Below are 14,992 nucleotides of genomic sequence, written 5' to 3' on the forward strand. Positions count from 1 at the left end.
CAAGGACGGGGAGGCACCGGGGCCGCCCCGCTGCGATCCACGACAGCGATGGGGTAGGACGCACCGTGACGGGCATTCCGGCTCGTGGGGCCCTCGGGCCCCACCTACGGTTGCGGGTCAGCGCCGGCTTCGGACCGGCTTCCCCCACCACGGGCGAAGTGGATTGTTCAGATGGATGCGGCGATCCGCCGCGGGCAGCACCCTACAAGGGGTGAGGCGCCAGCGCCGAGTCGTGTCTCGGCGAGCCGCATCAGCCCAGGTCAGCAGGGCTCAGGTGAGCTTCTCCAGGATCAGCTCGCGCACCCGGCCGGCGTCGGCCTGGCCGCGCATCTCCTTCATGACCGCACCGATCAGCGCACCGGCCGCGGCCACCTTGCCGTCGCGGATCTTGTCGGCGACGTCGGGGTTGGCCGCGATGGCGGCGTCGATGGCGGCCGAGAGGGCGCCGTCGTCGGAGACCACGGCCAGGCCGCGGGCCTCGACGATCTCCGCGGGGCTGCCCTCACCGGCGAGGAGGCCGTCGAAGACCTGGCGGGCCAGCTTGTCGTTGATCGTGCCGGCGTCGACCAGGGCCTGCACCTGCGCCACCTGCTCCGGGCTGACGCCGAGCTCGCCGATCTCCACGCCGGTGTCGTTGGCGCGGCGGGCGAGCTCGGAGAGCCACCACTTGCGGGCGGACTGGGGCGACGCGCCCGCGGCGATCGTCTCCTCCACCAGCCCGAGCGCGCCGGCGCCGATGGTGTCGCGCATCTCGAGGTCGGAGAAGCCCCAGGCGGCCTGCAACCGGGCCCGCTTGACCGTCGGGTTCTCCGGCAGCGTGCCGCGCAGCTGCTCCACCCACTCCCGCGACGGCGCCACGGGCACCAGGTCGGGCTCGGGGAAGTAGCGGTAGTCCTCGGCGTCGGACTTCTCCCGGCCCGAGGTCGTGATGCCGGTGTCCTCGTGCCAGTGACGGGTCTCCTGCAGGATGCTGCCGCCGCCGTTCAGCACCGCGGCGTGGCGCTGCATCTCGAAGCGCACGGCCCGCTCCACGGAGCGGAAGGAGTTGACGTTCTTGGTCTCGGTGCGGGTGCCGAGCACGCCGCTGCCCTTCGGGGAGAGCGAGAGGTTGACGTCGGCGCGCAGGTTGCCCTGGTCCATCCGGGCCTCGGACACCCCGAGGGCCACGATGAGGTCGCGCAGCTGCTGCACGTAGGCGCGGGCGACGTCGGGCGCCTTCTCCCCCGCCCCCAGGATCGGGCGGGTCACGATCTCGATCAGGGGGATGCCGGCGCGGTTGTAGTCCACCAGCGAGTAGTCGGCGCCGTGGATGCGGCCCGAGGTGCCGATGTGGGTGGACTTGCCGGTGTCCTCCTCCATGTGGGCGCGCTCGATCTCGACGCGGAACGTCTCGCCGTCGACGTCGACGTCGAGGTAGCCGTCGAAGGCGATCGGCTCGTCGTACTGGCTGGTCTGGAAGTTCTTCGGCATGTCCGGGTAGAAGTAGTTCTTCCGGGCGAAGCGGCACCACTCGGCGATCGAGCAGTTCAGCGCCAGGCCGATCCGGATCGCGGCCTCCACGGCCTTGCCGTTGACCACCGGCATCGCGCCGGGCAGGCCCAGGCAGGTGGGGCAGACCTGGGTGTTGGGGTCGCCGCCGAAGGTGGCGGGGCAGCCGCAGAACATCTTGGTGTTCGTGTTCAGCTCGACGTGCACCTCCAGCCCCAGCGCGGGGTCGTAGGCGGCCAGGACGTCGTCGAAGGGCACCAGGTCGGTGGTGGGGGCGCTCATGCCGAGGGTCCTTCCAGGTCGGGGACACGGTCCAGCAGCGGGCCGCCCCACTGCTGCTCCAGCAGCGCCTCGAGGGCGCCGGCCACGCGGTAGCAGCGGTCGTCGGCGGTGGCGGGGGCCAGGATCTGGAACCCGGCGGGCAAGCCGTCCTCGTCGGCGAGGCCGCTGGGCAGCGAGATGCCCGGCACGCCGGCGAGGTTGGCGGGGATGGTGGCGAGGTCGTTGAGGTACATCGCCACCGGGTCGTCGAGCTTCTCGCCCAGCTTGAACGCGGTGGTGGGCGCGGTGGGCGAGACGAGCACGTCCACCTGCTCGAAGGCGGCCGCGAAGTCGCGGGCGATGAGCGTGCGCACCTTCTGGGCCTGGCCGTAGTAGGCGTCGTAGTAGCCGCTGGACAGGGCGTAGGTGCCGATGATGATGCGCCGCTTGACCTCGTCGCCGAAGCCGGCGTCGCGGGTGGCGCGCATGACCTCCTCCGCACTCGGGCTCGCGACGCCCTCGGGGGCGACGCGCAGGCCGTAGCGCATGGCGTCGAACTTGGCGAGGTTGCTGGAGGCCTCGCACGGCATGATCAGGTAGTAGGTGGCCAGGGCGTGCACGAAGTGCGGGCACGACACCTCCACGACCTCCGCACCGGCCTTCACCAGCAGGTCCAGGGACTCCTGGAACCGGGCCATCACCCCGGGCTGCCAGCCGTCGCCGGCCAGCTCGGTGATGACGCCGATGCGCACCCCGCTCATGTCGCCGCCTGCGCCCTGGCGGGCCGCGGCCACGAGGCCGGGCAGCGGGGCGTCGATGGAGGTGGAGTCGCGCGGGTCGTGGCCGCCGATCAGCTCGTGCAGCAGCGCGGCGTCGAGCACGGTGCGGGTGACCGGGCCCACCTGGTCGAGGCTGTTGGCCATCGCCACCAGGCCGTAGCGGGAGACGCCGCCGTAGGTGGGCTTGACCCCGACCGTGCCGGTGACCGCACCGGGCTGCCGGATCGAGCCGCCGGTGTCGGTGCCGAGCGCCAGCGGCGCCTCGAAGGCGGCCAGCGCGGCCGCCGAGCCGCCGCCCGAGCCGCCGGGGATCCGGGTGAGGTCCCAGGGGTTGCGGGTGGGGCCGTAGGCGGAGTGCTCGGTGGAGGAGCCCATCGCGAACTCGTCCATGTTGGTCTTGCCCAGGATCGGCAGGCCCGCCTGCTTCAGGCGCGTCACGACGGTGGCGTCGTAGGGCGGGGTCCAGCCCTGCAGGATCTTCGAGCCGCAGGTGGTGGGCAGGCCGGTGGTGGCCAGCACGTCCTTGACCGCGATCGGTACGCCGTCCAGCTCGTGCAGCGGGGTGCCGGCCGCGCGGCGGGCGTCGGAGGCCGCGGCCTGGGCCAGCGCGCCCTCGGCGTCGACGTGGAGGAAGGCGTGCACGCCGGCGTCGGCGTCGCCGTCCACCGCAGCGATCCGGTCGAGGTGGGCCTGGGTGAGGGCGACCGAGGTGGTCGTGCCATCGGCGAGGTCGGCGGCCAGCTGTGCGGCGCTGCGCCGGATCAGGGGCGTGTCGCTCACTGCTCGTCCCCCAGGATCCGCGGCACGACGAAGCGGTCGTCCTGCGCCTCGGGGGCGCCCGAGAGCGCCTGCTCGGCGGTGAGGCTCGGCGTCACGACGTCCTCGCGGAAGACGTTGGTGAGCGGCAGCGCGTGCGAGGTCGGCGGCACGTCGTCGCCCGCCACGCCGCGGATCGAGGCCACGGACTCGAGGATGACCGACAGCTGCGGCGCCAGGTGGTCGAGGTCGGCGTCGGACATGTCGATCCGGGCGAGGTTCGCCAGGTGGGCGACCTCGTCTCTGGTGATCTCGGGCATGGGCTCGATCCTAGTGACGCCGCCGCGGGCCGGCAGCCGGGGGACACCGGCGTGGGCCGAGCCCGGGGAGCGCACACCCGGCGGACCCCGCGTCACGCGTCGTCACGGTTCGTCACGAGTCGTCGTGAGGGTCGCGTGGCTCAGCCGTCACCGCGGCGAGGAGCGAGCTCGCCGACGCGCGCGATCACGTCAGGACCGGCGGGGTCGCCCTCCGTCCGAGGACAGATCCACACCGGCACCCCCAGCCGATGATCGAAGAACACCTCGGCACCGTGACCATCGCGGTCGTCGGGGTGCCGCGGGCACGGGGGCCAGTCACCTCCGATCCCCTCACTCCGGCGTCGCCGACTGACCATCGCCCGCAGCGTGTCGGCAGCGTCGTCGAGGGCCAGGGCGATCCGCGCGTCATCGGGCTCGCTCGAGTCGCCCCGGATCACCACGTACCCGGCGGACCCGCGGGGCGAGGGCCCGATCCGACCCTCGATGACCTCCCCTGGCCCGCTGCCGAGCAGGAACTCGAGCACGGGGGTGCCGTCCCGCCACGACATCAGCGACCACGAGACCGCCAGACCACAGCCGTCGACGACGTCGTCGCACACCCGCAGCGCAACCCACCGGAGCACAGCGGCACGGTCGAGCCCGCCGTCAGGGGGCGGCATACCCGCCGCCTGCGGGGAGTGACTCCATGATCTCGATCGGGGAGTCGTAGAACCGGTATCCGCCGTTGGCGTCACGGAAGGCTTGGAGCCCACGGACGAAGACGTACCACGTGCCCGGATATCCCGGGACCGACCACTCCGCCTCGTGGTAGCTGCTCTGCTCGATGCCCCGGGCATTCGGAGGGAGCCTGAAGGTGTACTGCGACGTCAGTGGATCGACACTCCGGACGAAGTCGTCCGTGATGGGGGTTCCTGACCCGTCCCGACTCGCGTCGAGCCTGCGGAGCGTGAACTCGAGGTCCCGGACGGCCGCTCCGGAGGACCGGAACGTGAAGCGCGACTTCAGTGCACTCCCCGAGTAGGTGTCGAGAGCGGTCAGACTCACATCGCCCAGGGTCCGCGCTCCGTATCCGTACGGGCCGAGCACGGATGCCTTCGACTCGAAGACGCTGATCCAGGTCCAGCATCCGGATCCACGACAGAACCCCTCGGGCGGGGCGATCCGGGAGGAGCGGACCACGGTCTCGGACGCGTCCTCGACGCACCACCAGGGGCCGACCCGGTCCGTGACGGCCCGCGCGCACTGTCGTGGATCGACGGCGGCCGGCCGCGGCGACCCGGCGGATCGCCCCGGGGCGCCTTCCGCATGCGCTGACGTGAAGCCTGTGGCGCCGAGCGCGACGCTGCAGGCGAGACCGGCGATGAACAGGCCGAGATGATGCATGGTGGACCCCCGAGTCGACGACGTCTCCCACCGTCGCAGAACCCACCGACACTCACCGGACCCTCCACGTGAACAACGCACCAACGAGTCCGACCGCCGGACCGGTGGGCGGGTAGTGCGGCGGGGTGGCCCTACTCCGACGGCGGCCGGGGCTCGCCGGCCAGGGCGGCGTCGAGCCGGGCGAGCAGGACGTCGTCGGGCAGGTCGCTGCGCAGCACGACGACGCGGGCGGGGGCGGCGGGCCCGTCGGGCTCGCCCCACACGCGGGTCATGGCGAGCACGGCGGCCATGGCGTCGTCGTGCTCGGCGCGGGGGTCGGCGCTGGTGCCGCGCAGCCAGCGGCGCAGCACGGCGTTGTGGGCGGTCACGACGGCGCCGGCGAGGAGCTCGGCGTGCAGGTCGGCGTCGGCGCCCGGCGGCATCCAGCCGCGCAGCGCCTCGCGGAAGCGGCGCTGGTAGTCGGCCATGCTGGCGCGCTCGCGGTCGCGCAGGGCGGGCACGGTGCGGGTGAGCCGGTAGCGGATGTGGGCGAGCTCGCCCTCCTCCAGGTACTGCTCGAGCACCAGCCGCGAGGCCTCGGTGAGCGCCAGGCCCATGGTGGCGGCCGAGCCGGTGGCCAGGCGCGCCTCGATCCGGCCCAGCACCTCCTCGTGGCGAGGGAAGATCACCTCCTCCTTGGACCGGAAGGTCCGGAAGAAGGTGGCCCGGCTGACGCCGGCGCGCTCGACGATCGCCTCGACGGTGGTGGCGTCGTAGCCCTGCTCCTCGAACAGGGCGAAGGCGGCCTCGACGAGGCGGTCGCGCGAACTCACGGCCCCACTCTGGCAGGTCGGCGCCGCGGAGTTGTGTGCGCCACACGAACATGTGAGACTCGGTATCACCCTTGTGAGACCGAGTATCGATTCCCGACCGGAGGCGACGCCGCGATGACCGCAGACCTGTTCCGCACCACCGACGACCACGAGGAGCTGCGGGCCGCCGTCCGCGACCTGGTGGAGAACAAGATCGCCCCGTACGCGGCCGAGGTGGACGAGCAGGCCCGCTACCCCCGCGAGGCCCACGACGCCCTCGTGGCCTCGGACTTCCACGCCCCGCACGTGCCGGAGGAGTACGACGGCGTCGGCGCCGACGCGCTCGCCACCTGCATCGTCATCGAGGAGATCGCGCGCGGCTGCGTGTCCAGCTCGCTCATCCCCGCGGTGAACAAGCTCGGCTCGCTGCCGGTGCAGCTGGGCGGCTCGGAGGAGATCAAGCGCCGCTACCTGCCCCGCCTCGCCGCCGGCGAGGGCTTCTCCTACGGCCTGTCCGAGCGGGAGGCCGGCTCCGACACCGCCGCCATGACCACCCGCGCCGTGCGCGACGGCGACGACTGGATCCTGCGCGGCCGCAAGGCGTGGATCAGCAACGCCGGCGAGTCGTCGTTCTACACCGTGCTCGCCGTCACCGACCCCGACGCCGGTCGCGGCAAGGGCATCTCGGCGTTCGTGGTGGAGAAGGACGACCCGGGCTTCGGGTTCGGCGAGAAGGAGCGCAAGCTCGGCATCAAGGGCTCCCCCACCCGCGAGCTGCTCTTCGACGACGTCCGCATCCCCGGCGACCGGATGATCGGCGAGCCCGGCACCGGCCTCAAGCTGGCGCTGCGCACCCTCGACCACACCCGCGTCACCATCGGCGCGCAGGCCGTGGGCCTGGCCCAGGGCGCCCTCGACGTCGCCACCGCCTACGTGCAGGAGCGCCGCCAGTTCGGCAAGGCCATCGCCGACTTCCAGGGCATCCAGTTCATGCTCGCCGACATGGCCATGCACCTCGAGGCCGCCCGCCAGATGGTCTACGTCGCCGCCGCCAAGTCCGAGCGCGAGGACGACGACCTCACCTTCTTCGGTGCCGCCGCCAAGTGCCTGGCCTCCGACACCGCCATGTCCATCACCACCGACGCCGTCCAGCTGCTCGGCGGCGCCGGCTACACCGCCGACTTCCCGCTCGAGCGCATGATGCGCGACGCCAAGATCACCCAGATCTACGAGGGCACCAACCAGGTGCAGCGGATCGTGATGGCCCGCTCGGTCCTCGCACGCTGAGCGACCTCACCTCATCGGCCACGGCCGGTCGGCCGCCGGGGGGCGCCGACCGGCCGTTGCGCGTCTCACCGTCGACGACGGCGCGACAGGCACCCGCACCACACTGGTGGCGGCAGTCGTGGAGGTACGTCGCCAGATGCAGCGTTGGGGTGGCAACCGCCTCGGGAGCCATCGGGAACCCGCCCCACAGCACGCCGAGGAGCGACGCGAGAACGGTGACGAGCAGCCTCCTCATCACGGGCCGGTTCCCGTCATCGGCGGGTCGATGGCAACAGCGGCGATTGCGCGCGTCAAGGCGGAGTCGAGCACGTAGGCGTAGGTGGTGACCTTCCCGGAGACACACGCGGCCCGCGCCGGCTCACGGAGCGTGCGCAGCGCAGCCACGAGGTCTTCGATCCCCGTCAGGTGAGGTCCCTCTCCTTGCTGCCAACGTTCGAGCCTGACCTCGTAGGTCGCGATGTCGAGCGGCGGCAGGGCCGGCTCAGTGACAGGGATCAGTTCGGTCGGTCGTCGCATGACCACGTCGGTGACAGCCTCAGCACCGCGCACGCGAAGGCCCGCCACAAGGGCCAGCAGGTCGGACGGCTCGATCCATGTGGTCATGGGATCGCGCCGAATCCGTCGACGGGTCCGCGAATCAGGACCTCCTCCTCGGACCAGACATCAGGCGGCCACGCGAGCACCGGGCACGGGGCGCCCCGGCAAGATGCCGAGGGGACCCCGCTCGTCATGGGCGTGGCCCGGTGGCTCCCTCAGCGTCTCGGGACGGGCTCTCCGCAGCGCCCCTCCTGACGCCCAGCGCGAAGACCGCTCGGATCAGGAAGAACAGGACCACCACGACGACCAGGACGGCCGCCGCGAGCCAGAGCCCAATGATCCCGACGTCGCTCGGCACCCCTTGCGTGTCAGCCGACACCATCACGAACACGCCCAGGCCCACGCAGACGAACGCGAGGGCGAGCGCCAGGGAGAGAACGGCCTTGGCGAAGCGATGGCCCATCGTCGCCACCTCGATCTCCAAGCTGTGTCGGCGGATCCGACGCGATGTCGCGCACCCTACTCCCGCCCAGCCCTCAGGGCGCCGACTTCACTGATCGGGACTCTGCCTGCGGCTCGGCCCTGGACCTCCGGCTCGACGGGCGCAGCAGTGTCCCTTCTCCCGCCGCGTCGACACGACCACGGATCATCCCCAGCCAGGGGCCCCTCGAGGTTCTCCACCGCCTCGATCGGGCGTCGCGGAACTGTCGGTGCTCTCGTGTTGACTCCTCATATGGAGATGGCCACCCCGGACGTGAGCGTTGCGGCGTTGACTCACGCCGCTCGCACCGCGCTGGGCGCGGCGGCGGGTGGGGAGGTGTGGCGGCTCGGGGCGGCCGAGAGCCTGATGGTGCTCCAGGAGCTCGCTGAGCTCGAGGCCGTCACCACGGCTCTGCGGGCGCGGGTGCTGGTGCACGCCGAGGAGATCGGAGCCCACCAGGAGTCGGGAGCGGAATCGGTCGCCGTCTGGCACGCCCGCGCGACCCGGACCACGGTGGCCCAGGGGCGGGCGGCGCTGCGGGAGGCGGTCGCGCTGGAGGCGCGGCCCGACGTCGCCGCGGCTCTGGCGGCGGGTGGGATCAGTCAGGCGCAGGCGAAGGTGATCGTCGACGCGGTCGCGGAGGTCCCGGAGGAGGACCGCGAGCAGGCCTCGACGTATCTGCTGGAGAAGGCCGAGACACACCACGCGAAAGACCTGCGGGTCCTGGGGCGGCGGATCTGGGAGTTGCTGGATCCGGTGGCCGCGGATGCACGGGAGTCGGCGGCTCTCGAGCGGCAGGAGGCGCGTGCTGCGCAGCGCACGCGGTTCTCGATGGTGGAGCACGACGACGGCACGGTCGAGGGCTGGTTCCGGGTCCCGGTGCTGCATGGCGCGATGCTGCGCAAGATGCTGATCGCGATCGGTGCCCCGAAGGCTCGTCGTGCGGCGGAGGGTGCGGGGTCCTACGACCCGACCCTGCGGACCCCCAAGCGCTGGGGGCAGGCGTTCTGTGACCTGCTCGAACGCATCGAGGACAAGGACCTGCCCGACCGCGCCGGGTGCGGCGCCACCGTGGTGGTGACGATGACGATCGAGAACCTCACCTCTCAGCTGGACCAAGCGGGCCTGTTGGACACCGGCGAGCGGATCTCCGCCACTGCCGCCCGCCGGCTCGCTGCGAAGGCCGGAATCCTCCCCGCCGTCCTCGACGGCGTCGGCATGGTGCTGGACTGGGGACGCACCCGCCGCTTCCACACCAAGGCACAGCGGATGGCGATCGCCACGATGCACCCCACCTGCGTCCAGGAACCCGACTGCGACGTCCCCGCCAGTCACTGCGAGATCGACCACGACCCGCCCTGGGAGTCCGGCGGCGGCACCGACCTCACCGGCAAGCCACGATGTCCCCGCCACCACCGCGCACGACATCGGGGCGACGCGAACGGGCACCGCGGGAGTGATCCGTGACACATCAGCCGGCGGCTCGTTGAGCGGGGTATGCGACCCCCACACGCATCGCCGTTCGTGCGCACCCTGCTCCTGATCGCCCTGATGGTCGGCCTCGTGGTCGGCAGTCCGCTGCCCTCACCGGCACGTGCGGCCGCACCCGCATCCACATCGACGCCGTCGTGGCTGTCCTGCCCGGACGCCGCGACGCTGCGCGACGCGCGCGGGGTGGTGCTGCTGGTGCCCGGCACCGGGTCGCGCCCCGACGAGGCGTTCTCGTGGGGCTACCAGCGGGCGCTGACAGCGGAGGGCTACGCCACCTGCACGGTGTCGCTCGCGAAGGACGGGCTGGCGAGCTTCACCCGCGCCGCCGTGCGGGTGCGCAGGGCGATCCGCGTCACCGCCGCCCTCGCCGGTCGCCGAATCTCGGTGATCGGCCACAGCCAGGGCGGCGCGCTGCCGGTGTGGGCGGTCAAGTACTGGCCCGCGGCGGCCGCGGTGGTGGACGACGTCGTCAGCCTGGCCGGCCCGTTCGGCGGCACCCAGCTGGGCAACGAGCTGTGCCTGCTGAACCGCTGCTCCCCCCTGGCCTGGCAGCTGCGCCAGGGCTCGCGGACCGTCGCCGCACTGCGCCGCGCTCCCCTGCCGGCCCGGGTGTCGGTGACCTCGCTCGCCGGCCCCTACGACGAGATCGTGCGCCCGCAGCCGCAGGCCAGCGAGCTCCCCGGCGCGGTGAACATCGTGCTCAACCAGGTGTGTCCCGCCGACCCCTCCGAGCACGGCCTGATCCTCGGCGACCCGGTCGGCTGGGCGCTCACCCTCGACGCGCTCACCCACCCCGGCCCGGGCGACCCCGCGCGCATCGACCCCGCCACCTGCCAGCAGGCGTTCATCCCCCACGGCGATCCGGCCGGCTCGCCGGTGTTCGTGCAGAGCATCCTGCGGTTCGCGCTCGGTCTGGCCAACCCCACCGGCTGGGTGGACGCCGAGCCGGCCCTGCCGCGCTACGCCCGCGGGACCGGCGCCGGGGGTCGGTGACGACCGCTAGATCCGCCGGCCGTGCGACTGCACGCCGAGCCGGATCACCAGCAGCGCCAGCGGCAGCAGGCACAGCACCCGCGCCCCCTCGGCCGCAGCGAGCAGGACGGCCGCCCCGGCGAGCGCCAGCGTGAGCGGGGTGTTGTCGGTGCGGAACGGCGTGATCAGCGCGCGTCCGCACCACAGCAGCATCACCGCACCGGCCACGAGCACGACCGCGCCCAGCGGGCGACCCTGACCCAGCAGGATGACGCCGAGCAGCACCGCGCCCGCCGCCACCAGGAGCGCGACGATGAAGCCCGCCACCTCGCTGAGGTGGAGCACGAACGCCTGCACCCGCAGCCGATGACCGCGCTCGTCGGGGGTGAACGGGTCGCTCATCGCCACACCCGGCGCGGGACGGGCTCGACCTCGGGGGTGCCGAGCAGGACCGAGCGAGGCGACGCGGCCCGGAACCGCGACGGCTTCGGCGGCCGGTCGCCGAGGGTGATCGGGACGGTGTACTCCGACGCCTCGACCGCAGGATCCGCGTGCTCGAGGTGCAGCACGTAGACGGTCGGTCGACCGGCGTCGTCTGTGGTCGCCCGTCCGAGCAGGGTGGCCCGCGCCGCGGAGGCACGTCGGGCATGCTCGGCGAGGACTCCCCACGCGGCCTCGTCCGGCTCGTCGGGACGCCCGAGCCCCAGCGGCTCGACTCCCCGCGGCAGGACGACCCAGCCGAACGCCCCCGGCGGGAACTCGTCGACCGGATGCAGGTCGCGCACCGCACCCTCGAACTCCGCGATCAGTGCGTCGAGGTCAACCCGCCACGGAGCCGAATCCGCCTCGTCCCCGGTCATGCGCCCAGCCTAGGGCCGCGCCCACCACCCGCCCCGAAGCCACGGGCACCCCTGGGCCCTGCCACAGGTGACACACAGACTCCCGCCGCAGTCTCGAGTCATGACCCTCCCGCACCCGTACCAGCCGCAGGCCCACCACGCCGCCGCACCCGGCGGCCCGGGGGGTGTCACCGCCGAGACCGAGCGACGACGCCGCCACCGCGCCCGACTCCGGGCCGCGCAGGTCGGCCTCGCCGGGAGCGCCCTCGTCGGCGCCGTCGCCGTGGCCGCGCTGGTGGACACCGGCACCGCCGCCGCCAGCCCCGACACGAGCACCGACACGAGCACCGACAGCACCGGCACCACCACCGACTCGGGCAGCACCGACTCGGGCAGCACCGACCCGGGCAGCAGCAACAGTTGGGGTCAGGGCCAGGTCGACCCCGGCCAGGGCTCGCAGGCCCCCGACGCCCGATCGGCCGGCTCGTGAGCACCCGCACGGTGGCCCGCAAGGTAGCCCGCAGCGACTGGGAGCGCTGGAGCTGCGACATGGCGGTGGCCGTCACCGATCCCGCGGTCCTGGCCGAGGCCCGGCACGAGGTGGAGCTGGTGCTGGACGCCGTCGAGCACGCCGCCAGCCGGTTTCGTCCCGACAGCGAGCTGTCCCGCCTCACGGTGGCCGCCCGCGACCGCGAGCTTGAGACCGAGGTGTCGCCGCTGCTCGCCGACCTGCTGGGCCACGCGCTGGCGATGGCCGCGGCCACCCGGGGCGCGGTGGACCCGACGGTCGGCGCCACCCTCAGCGACCTCGGTTACGACCGCGACCTGCGCGAGGTGCGCACGATCCCGCACGAGATCGGCCGGCTCCACCTGGACGGCGACCGGCCCCGCGTCGTCGTGCGCCCCGTGCCGGGCTGGCGCCGCGTCGCCCTCGACGGCACCCGGCTGCGCCTGTCCGGCGGCGTGGTGCTCGACCTCGGCGCGACCGCCAAGGCCCGCGCGGCCGACCTGGCCGCCGCCCGCGCCCACGCCCGCACCGGCGTCGGTGTGCTCGTGGAGCTCGGCGGCGACATCGCCACCGCCGGTCCCGCCCCCGACGGCGGCTGGCAGGTGCTGGTGCGCGACGGCGGCCCCGCCGGATCACCCGACCCCGGCACGATCGTGTCGCTGCCCGGCGGTCAGGCGCTCGCGACGTCGAGCATCGCGCGCCGCACGTGGCGTCGCGACGGCGAGCAGCGCCACCACCTCATCGACCCCCGCACGCACCGCCCGGCACGCACCCCGTGGACCAGCGTCAGCGTCGTGACCCCCACCTGCCTGGCCGCCAACGCCTGCGCCACCGCCGCCCTGGTGATGGGCACCGAGGGCCTGGGGTGGCTGCAGGCGCAGGGCGTGCCGGCGCGCGTCGTGGCCCCGGACGCCGAGGTCGTGCGGCTCGGCGGCTGGCCCGCCGAGGTGCGCCCCCTCGACTCCGACCACGGCCGTTCGGGACTCGCGTCATGAGCGGCCTGACCCCGCTCAGCGCGGAGGCGATGTGGGCGCTGGGACGCGGCACCGGAGTGGCCGCCCTGGTGCTGTTCACCGTGGCCGTCGTGCTCGGCATCGGCACCCGCGCGGGCGCCACGCTGCCGGGCCTCGGCCGGGTCGGCGCCAGCGACCTGCACCGCACGGCGTCGCTCACCGCCACCGGACTGGTGGTGCTGCACCTGACCACGCTCACCCTCGACCCCTACGCCCAGCTCACCCTGCTCGACTGGCTGGTGCCGTTCTTCGGCGAGTACCGCCCGCTGTGGCAGGGCCTCGGGACCGTGGCGGTCGACCTGCTGGTCGTGATCGTGGCGGTGAGCCTGCTGCGCCACCGCGTGGGCCCGCGGGTGTTCCGCGGCGTCCACCTGCTCACCTACCTGCTCTGGCCGGTCGCCCTCGCCCACGGCCTCGGCAACGGCACCGACGCCGGGCACGCCTGGTTCGTGGCCCTCGCGGTGGCCTGCACGGCCGCCGTCGTCCTGGCGCTGCTGTGGCGCCTGAGCCCCGCCGTCGACCAGCGCGGTCGGCAGCGCGTCCCCCGGAAGGTCCTCGCATGACCGCGCCCACGCTCGATCCCGCCACCCCCTCCGCCACCACCACCGGTACCGGCGTCCGCCTGCTCGGTGCCACTCCCGACGGGCCCGTCCCGCTGCTCGACCTGGCGGCCCTGCTCGCCGTCGTGGAGCAGGCCGGCCTCACCGGTCGCGGGGGCGCGGGCTTCCCCACCGCACGCAAGGTGCGGGCCGTCGCCGCGGCCGCCGGTCGCCGGCGTCGGCCCGTGGTGGTCGGCAACGCGATGGAGGGCGAGCCGCTGAGCCGCAAGGACGCCGCCCTGCTGGGACTGGCCCCCGGGCTCGTGCTCGACGGTCTCGACGTCGTGGCCCACGCGCTCGGCACCCGCGACCGCCTGCTCGCCGTCGGCCCCGAGGTCGACGATCGCGCGGTGCGCGCCGCCGCCTCCGCCCGCAGCATCGCCGTACGCCGGCTGCCGGGCGGCTTCGTCGCCGGCCAGGAGTCGGCCGTCGTCGCCGCCCTCGGAGGGCGACCGGGCGTGCCCCGGGACCCCGCCGTGCGGGTGGGCGAGCGCGGCCTCGACGGCCGGCCGACCCTCGTGCTCAACGCCGAGACCCTGGCGCACGTCGCCCTGGTCGCGCGCCACGGCGCCGCCGCCTACCGTGCGGCCGCGCCGCAGCTGCTGACGATCAGCGGCACCGGCGGCGCGATCCGCCACCCGGGCGTGCTCGAGGTGCCGCGGGGAACCCCCCTGGTCGAGGTGATCCGACGCGCGGGGGGTGACCCCACGACCTGCGGACCCGTCCTGCTCGGCGGCTACCACGGCACCTGGCTGGCGCCGTCGCAGCTGGGGATCCCGGTGGGTGACCCCCGCACCGGCGCCGGGGTGGTGCACGTGCTCGATGCGACGACGTGCCCGGTGCGCGCCACCGCCGACATCGCCCGCTGGCTGGCCGACCAGAGCGCCCGCCAGTGCGGCCCGTGCGTGAACGGGCTGCCCCACCTCGCCGCCACCCTCGGCCACCTCGCCGACGCCCACCCCGACCCCCGGCTGGAGGCCGAGGTCGCCCGCGTGGCGGCGCTGGTGGACGGCCGCGGCGCCTGCGCCCACCCCGACGGCACGGTGCGGATGGTGCGCAGCGCGTGGTCGGCGTTCGGCGACCACGTCCGCGCCCACCTCGCCGGCCACTGCCCCACCCCGACCAGCACCCCGCACCCGTCAGGAGCGACACGATGACCCGACTGCACCTGGACTGGACCCGCTGCGACGGGCACGGGGGCTGCGCCGAGCTGCTGCCCGACCTGCTGACCCTCGATCCGTGGGGTTACCCCCTGCTGCGCGGCACCGGCCCGGGCGCCGACCGCGACGCCGAGGTGCCCCGCGGCACGGAGTCGGCCGTACGTCACGCGGCGCGCGCCTGCCCGCGCGCGGCCCTGCGCCTGCTCGACGGCACAGCCTGAGTCCATCGACGTCCGGCGTCCTCGGTGTCTCCCGACGGACGGGAGGGCAGGCGCCCGATGCGCCGGCACCCCGCTCGGTCGTCGAGCGTCGGCGACGCCACCCGCG

Annotated in this window: 18 protein-coding genes and 1 riboswitch; of the genes, 8 read left to right on the forward strand and 10 right to left on the reverse strand. The window is 73.9% G+C overall.

Annotation, left to right across the window (positions count from 1 at the left end):
* Window positions 1-49 precede the first annotated feature (49 nt).
* A riboswitch (cobalamin riboswitch) is annotated at window positions 50-167 on the reverse strand.
* A gap of 103 nt (window positions 168-270) precedes the next feature.
* The 6 genes from gatB to ACERUJ_RS04140 all read right to left on the reverse strand — a co-directional run bounded on the left by gatB (window position 271) and on the right by ACERUJ_RS04140 (window position 5,799).
* Complete coding sequence (gene gatB / locus ACERUJ_RS04115) at window positions 271-1,770, reverse strand: Asp-tRNA(Asn)/Glu-tRNA(Gln) amidotransferase subunit GatB (protein ID WP_370247172.1); 1,500 nt, start codon at window positions 1,768-1,770, stop codon at window positions 271-273.
* Complete coding sequence (gene gatA, locus ACERUJ_RS04120; protein ID WP_370247173.1) at window positions 1,767-3,308, reverse strand: Asp-tRNA(Asn)/Glu-tRNA(Gln) amidotransferase subunit GatA; 1,542 nt, start codon at window positions 3,306-3,308, stop codon at window positions 1,767-1,769. Before gatA ends, gatB begins: the two co-directional genes overlap by 4 nt.
* Window positions 3,305-3,604: an Asp-tRNA(Asn)/Glu-tRNA(Gln) amidotransferase subunit GatC gene (gatC, locus tag ACERUJ_RS04125; protein ID WP_370247174.1), complete on the reverse strand. Its 300-nt coding sequence runs from the start codon at window positions 3,602-3,604 to the stop codon at window positions 3,305-3,307. The genes gatA and gatC overlap by 4 nt, the downstream gene beginning before the upstream one ends.
* Before the next feature lie 140 nt (window positions 3,605-3,744).
* Window positions 3,745-4,227, reverse strand: a complete 483-nt coding sequence (locus ACERUJ_RS04130; RefSeq protein ID WP_370247175.1) for a hypothetical protein — start codon at window positions 4,225-4,227, stop codon at window positions 3,745-3,747.
* 22 nt (window positions 4,228-4,249) lie between these two features.
* Window positions 4,250-4,648: a hypothetical protein gene (locus ACERUJ_RS04135; RefSeq protein WP_370247176.1), complete on the reverse strand. Its 399-nt coding sequence runs from the start codon at window positions 4,646-4,648 to the stop codon at window positions 4,250-4,252.
* Window positions 4,649-5,118: 470 nt separating this feature from the next.
* Entirely contained in the window at window positions 5,119-5,799 is a 681-nt protein-coding gene (locus tag ACERUJ_RS04140) for a TetR/AcrR family transcriptional regulator (RefSeq protein WP_370247177.1), read from the reverse strand.
* Between the two features lie 114 nt (window positions 5,800-5,913).
* Between ACERUJ_RS04140 and ACERUJ_RS04145 the strand changes: the two genes are divergently transcribed.
* Window positions 5,914-7,065: an acyl-CoA dehydrogenase family protein gene (locus ACERUJ_RS04145; protein ID WP_370247179.1), complete on the forward strand. Its 1,152-nt coding sequence runs from the start codon at window positions 5,914-5,916 to the stop codon at window positions 7,063-7,065.
* A 234-nt stretch (window positions 7,066-7,299) separates the two neighbouring features.
* Here ACERUJ_RS04145 and ACERUJ_RS04150 read toward each other — a convergent pair whose 3' ends face one another.
* Together ACERUJ_RS04150 and ACERUJ_RS04155 are read right to left on the reverse strand one after the other, a co-directional pair.
* Window positions 7,300-7,668 carry a hypothetical protein gene (locus ACERUJ_RS04150; protein WP_370247181.1) on the reverse strand — a complete coding sequence of 123 codons (369 nt, stop codon included), beginning with the start codon at window positions 7,666-7,668 and terminating at the stop codon, window positions 7,300-7,302.
* Window positions 7,669-7,792: 124 nt separating this feature from the next.
* On the reverse strand, window positions 7,793-8,074 hold the full coding sequence (locus ACERUJ_RS04155) for a hypothetical protein (RefSeq protein WP_372715296.1): 282 nt from the start codon (window positions 8,072-8,074) through the stop codon (window positions 7,793-7,795).
* A 267-nt stretch (window positions 8,075-8,341) separates the two neighbouring features.
* Between ACERUJ_RS04155 and ACERUJ_RS04160 the strand changes: the two genes are divergently transcribed.
* Entirely contained in the window at window positions 8,342-9,550 is a 1,209-nt protein-coding gene (locus ACERUJ_RS04160) for a DUF222 domain-containing protein (RefSeq protein WP_370247184.1), read from the forward strand.
* Window positions 9,551-9,607: 57 nt separating this feature from the next.
* The gene (locus ACERUJ_RS04165; RefSeq protein WP_370247185.1) at window positions 9,608-10,567 is read left to right on the forward strand and encodes an esterase/lipase family protein; all 960 of its coding nucleotides are present in this window, start codon (window positions 9,608-9,610) and stop codon (window positions 10,565-10,567) included.
* Between the two features lie 6 nt (window positions 10,568-10,573).
* On the opposite strand, the gene ACERUJ_RS04170 is transcribed toward ACERUJ_RS04165, so the two are convergent.
* Together ACERUJ_RS04170 and ACERUJ_RS04175 are read right to left on the reverse strand one after the other, a co-directional pair.
* Window positions 10,574-10,948, reverse strand: a complete 375-nt coding sequence (locus ACERUJ_RS04170) for a hypothetical protein (protein WP_370247186.1) — start codon at window positions 10,946-10,948, stop codon at window positions 10,574-10,576.
* Window positions 10,945-11,406, reverse strand: coding sequence for a hypothetical protein (locus ACERUJ_RS04175; protein WP_370247187.1), 462 nt, complete (start codon window positions 11,404-11,406; stop codon window positions 10,945-10,947). The genes ACERUJ_RS04170 and ACERUJ_RS04175 overlap by 4 nt, the downstream gene beginning before the upstream one ends.
* Window positions 11,407-11,506: 100 nt before the next feature.
* On the opposite strand from ACERUJ_RS04175, the gene ACERUJ_RS04180 reads away from it, so the two are divergent.
* The 5 genes from ACERUJ_RS04180 to ACERUJ_RS04200 are packed head-to-tail and all read left to right on the forward strand — an operon-like array spanning window position 11,507 to window position 14,886.
* A complete protein-coding gene (locus tag ACERUJ_RS04180; protein ID WP_370247188.1) occupies window positions 11,507-11,875 on the forward strand; it encodes a hypothetical protein in 369 nt (122 codons plus the stop codon).
* Window positions 11,872-12,888, forward strand: coding sequence for an FAD:protein FMN transferase (locus tag ACERUJ_RS04185; protein ID WP_370247189.1), 1,017 nt, complete (start codon window positions 11,872-11,874; stop codon window positions 12,886-12,888). Before ACERUJ_RS04180 ends, ACERUJ_RS04185 begins: the two co-directional genes overlap by 4 nt.
* Entirely contained in the window at window positions 12,885-13,469 is a 585-nt protein-coding gene (locus ACERUJ_RS04190) for a ferric reductase-like transmembrane domain-containing protein (RefSeq protein WP_370247190.1), read from the forward strand. The genes ACERUJ_RS04185 and ACERUJ_RS04190 overlap by 4 nt, the downstream gene beginning before the upstream one ends.
* Window positions 13,466-14,662, forward strand: coding sequence for an NADH-ubiquinone oxidoreductase-F iron-sulfur binding region domain-containing protein (locus tag ACERUJ_RS04195; RefSeq protein WP_370247191.1), 1,197 nt, complete (start codon window positions 13,466-13,468; stop codon window positions 14,660-14,662). Before ACERUJ_RS04190 ends, ACERUJ_RS04195 begins: the two co-directional genes overlap by 4 nt.
* Window positions 14,659-14,886 (forward strand): ferredoxin, encoded by a 228-nt coding sequence (locus ACERUJ_RS04200; RefSeq protein WP_370247192.1) that lies wholly within the window; start codon window positions 14,659-14,661, stop codon window positions 14,884-14,886. The genes ACERUJ_RS04195 and ACERUJ_RS04200 overlap by 4 nt, the downstream gene beginning before the upstream one ends.
* Window positions 14,887-14,992 lie beyond the last annotated feature (106 nt).

It is taken from the genome of Nocardioides sp., from assembly GCF_964228225.1.
Lineage (GTDB): Bacteria > Actinomycetota > Actinomycetes > Propionibacteriales > Nocardioidaceae > Nocardioides.

Coding starts and splice junctions, on each gene's coding strand:
- gatB (WP_370247172.1), bottom strand. CDS start 1,770: ATGAGCGCCCCCACCACCGACCTGGTGCCCTTCGACGACGTCCTGGCC.
- gatC (WP_370247174.1), bottom strand. CDS start 3,604: ATGCCCGAGATCACCAGAGACGAGGTCGCCCACCTGGCGAACCTCGCC.
- ACERUJ_RS04145 (WP_370247179.1), top strand. CDS start 5,914: ATGACCGCAGACCTGTTCCGCACCACCGACGACCACGAGGAGCTGCGG.
- ACERUJ_RS04150 (WP_370247181.1), bottom strand. CDS start 7,668: ATGACCACATGGATCGAGCCGTCCGACCTGCTGGCCCTTGTGGCGGGC.
- ACERUJ_RS04160 (WP_370247184.1), top strand. CDS start 8,342: ATGGCCACCCCGGACGTGAGCGTTGCGGCGTTGACTCACGCCGCTCGC.
- ACERUJ_RS04170 (WP_370247186.1), bottom strand. CDS start 10,948: ATGAGCGACCCGTTCACCCCCGACGAGCGCGGTCATCGGCTGCGGGTG.
- ACERUJ_RS04175 (WP_370247187.1), bottom strand. CDS start 11,406: ATGACCGGGGACGAGGCGGATTCGGCTCCGTGGCGGGTTGACCTCGAC.
- ACERUJ_RS04180 (WP_370247188.1), top strand. CDS start 11,507: ATGACCCTCCCGCACCCGTACCAGCCGCAGGCCCACCACGCCGCCGCA.
- ACERUJ_RS04190 (WP_370247190.1), top strand. CDS start 12,885: ATGAGCGGCCTGACCCCGCTCAGCGCGGAGGCGATGTGGGCGCTGGGA.
- ACERUJ_RS04195 (WP_370247191.1), top strand. CDS start 13,466: ATGACCGCGCCCACGCTCGATCCCGCCACCCCCTCCGCCACCACCACC.
- ACERUJ_RS04200 (WP_370247192.1), top strand. CDS start 14,659: ATGACCCGACTGCACCTGGACTGGACCCGCTGCGACGGGCACGGGGGC.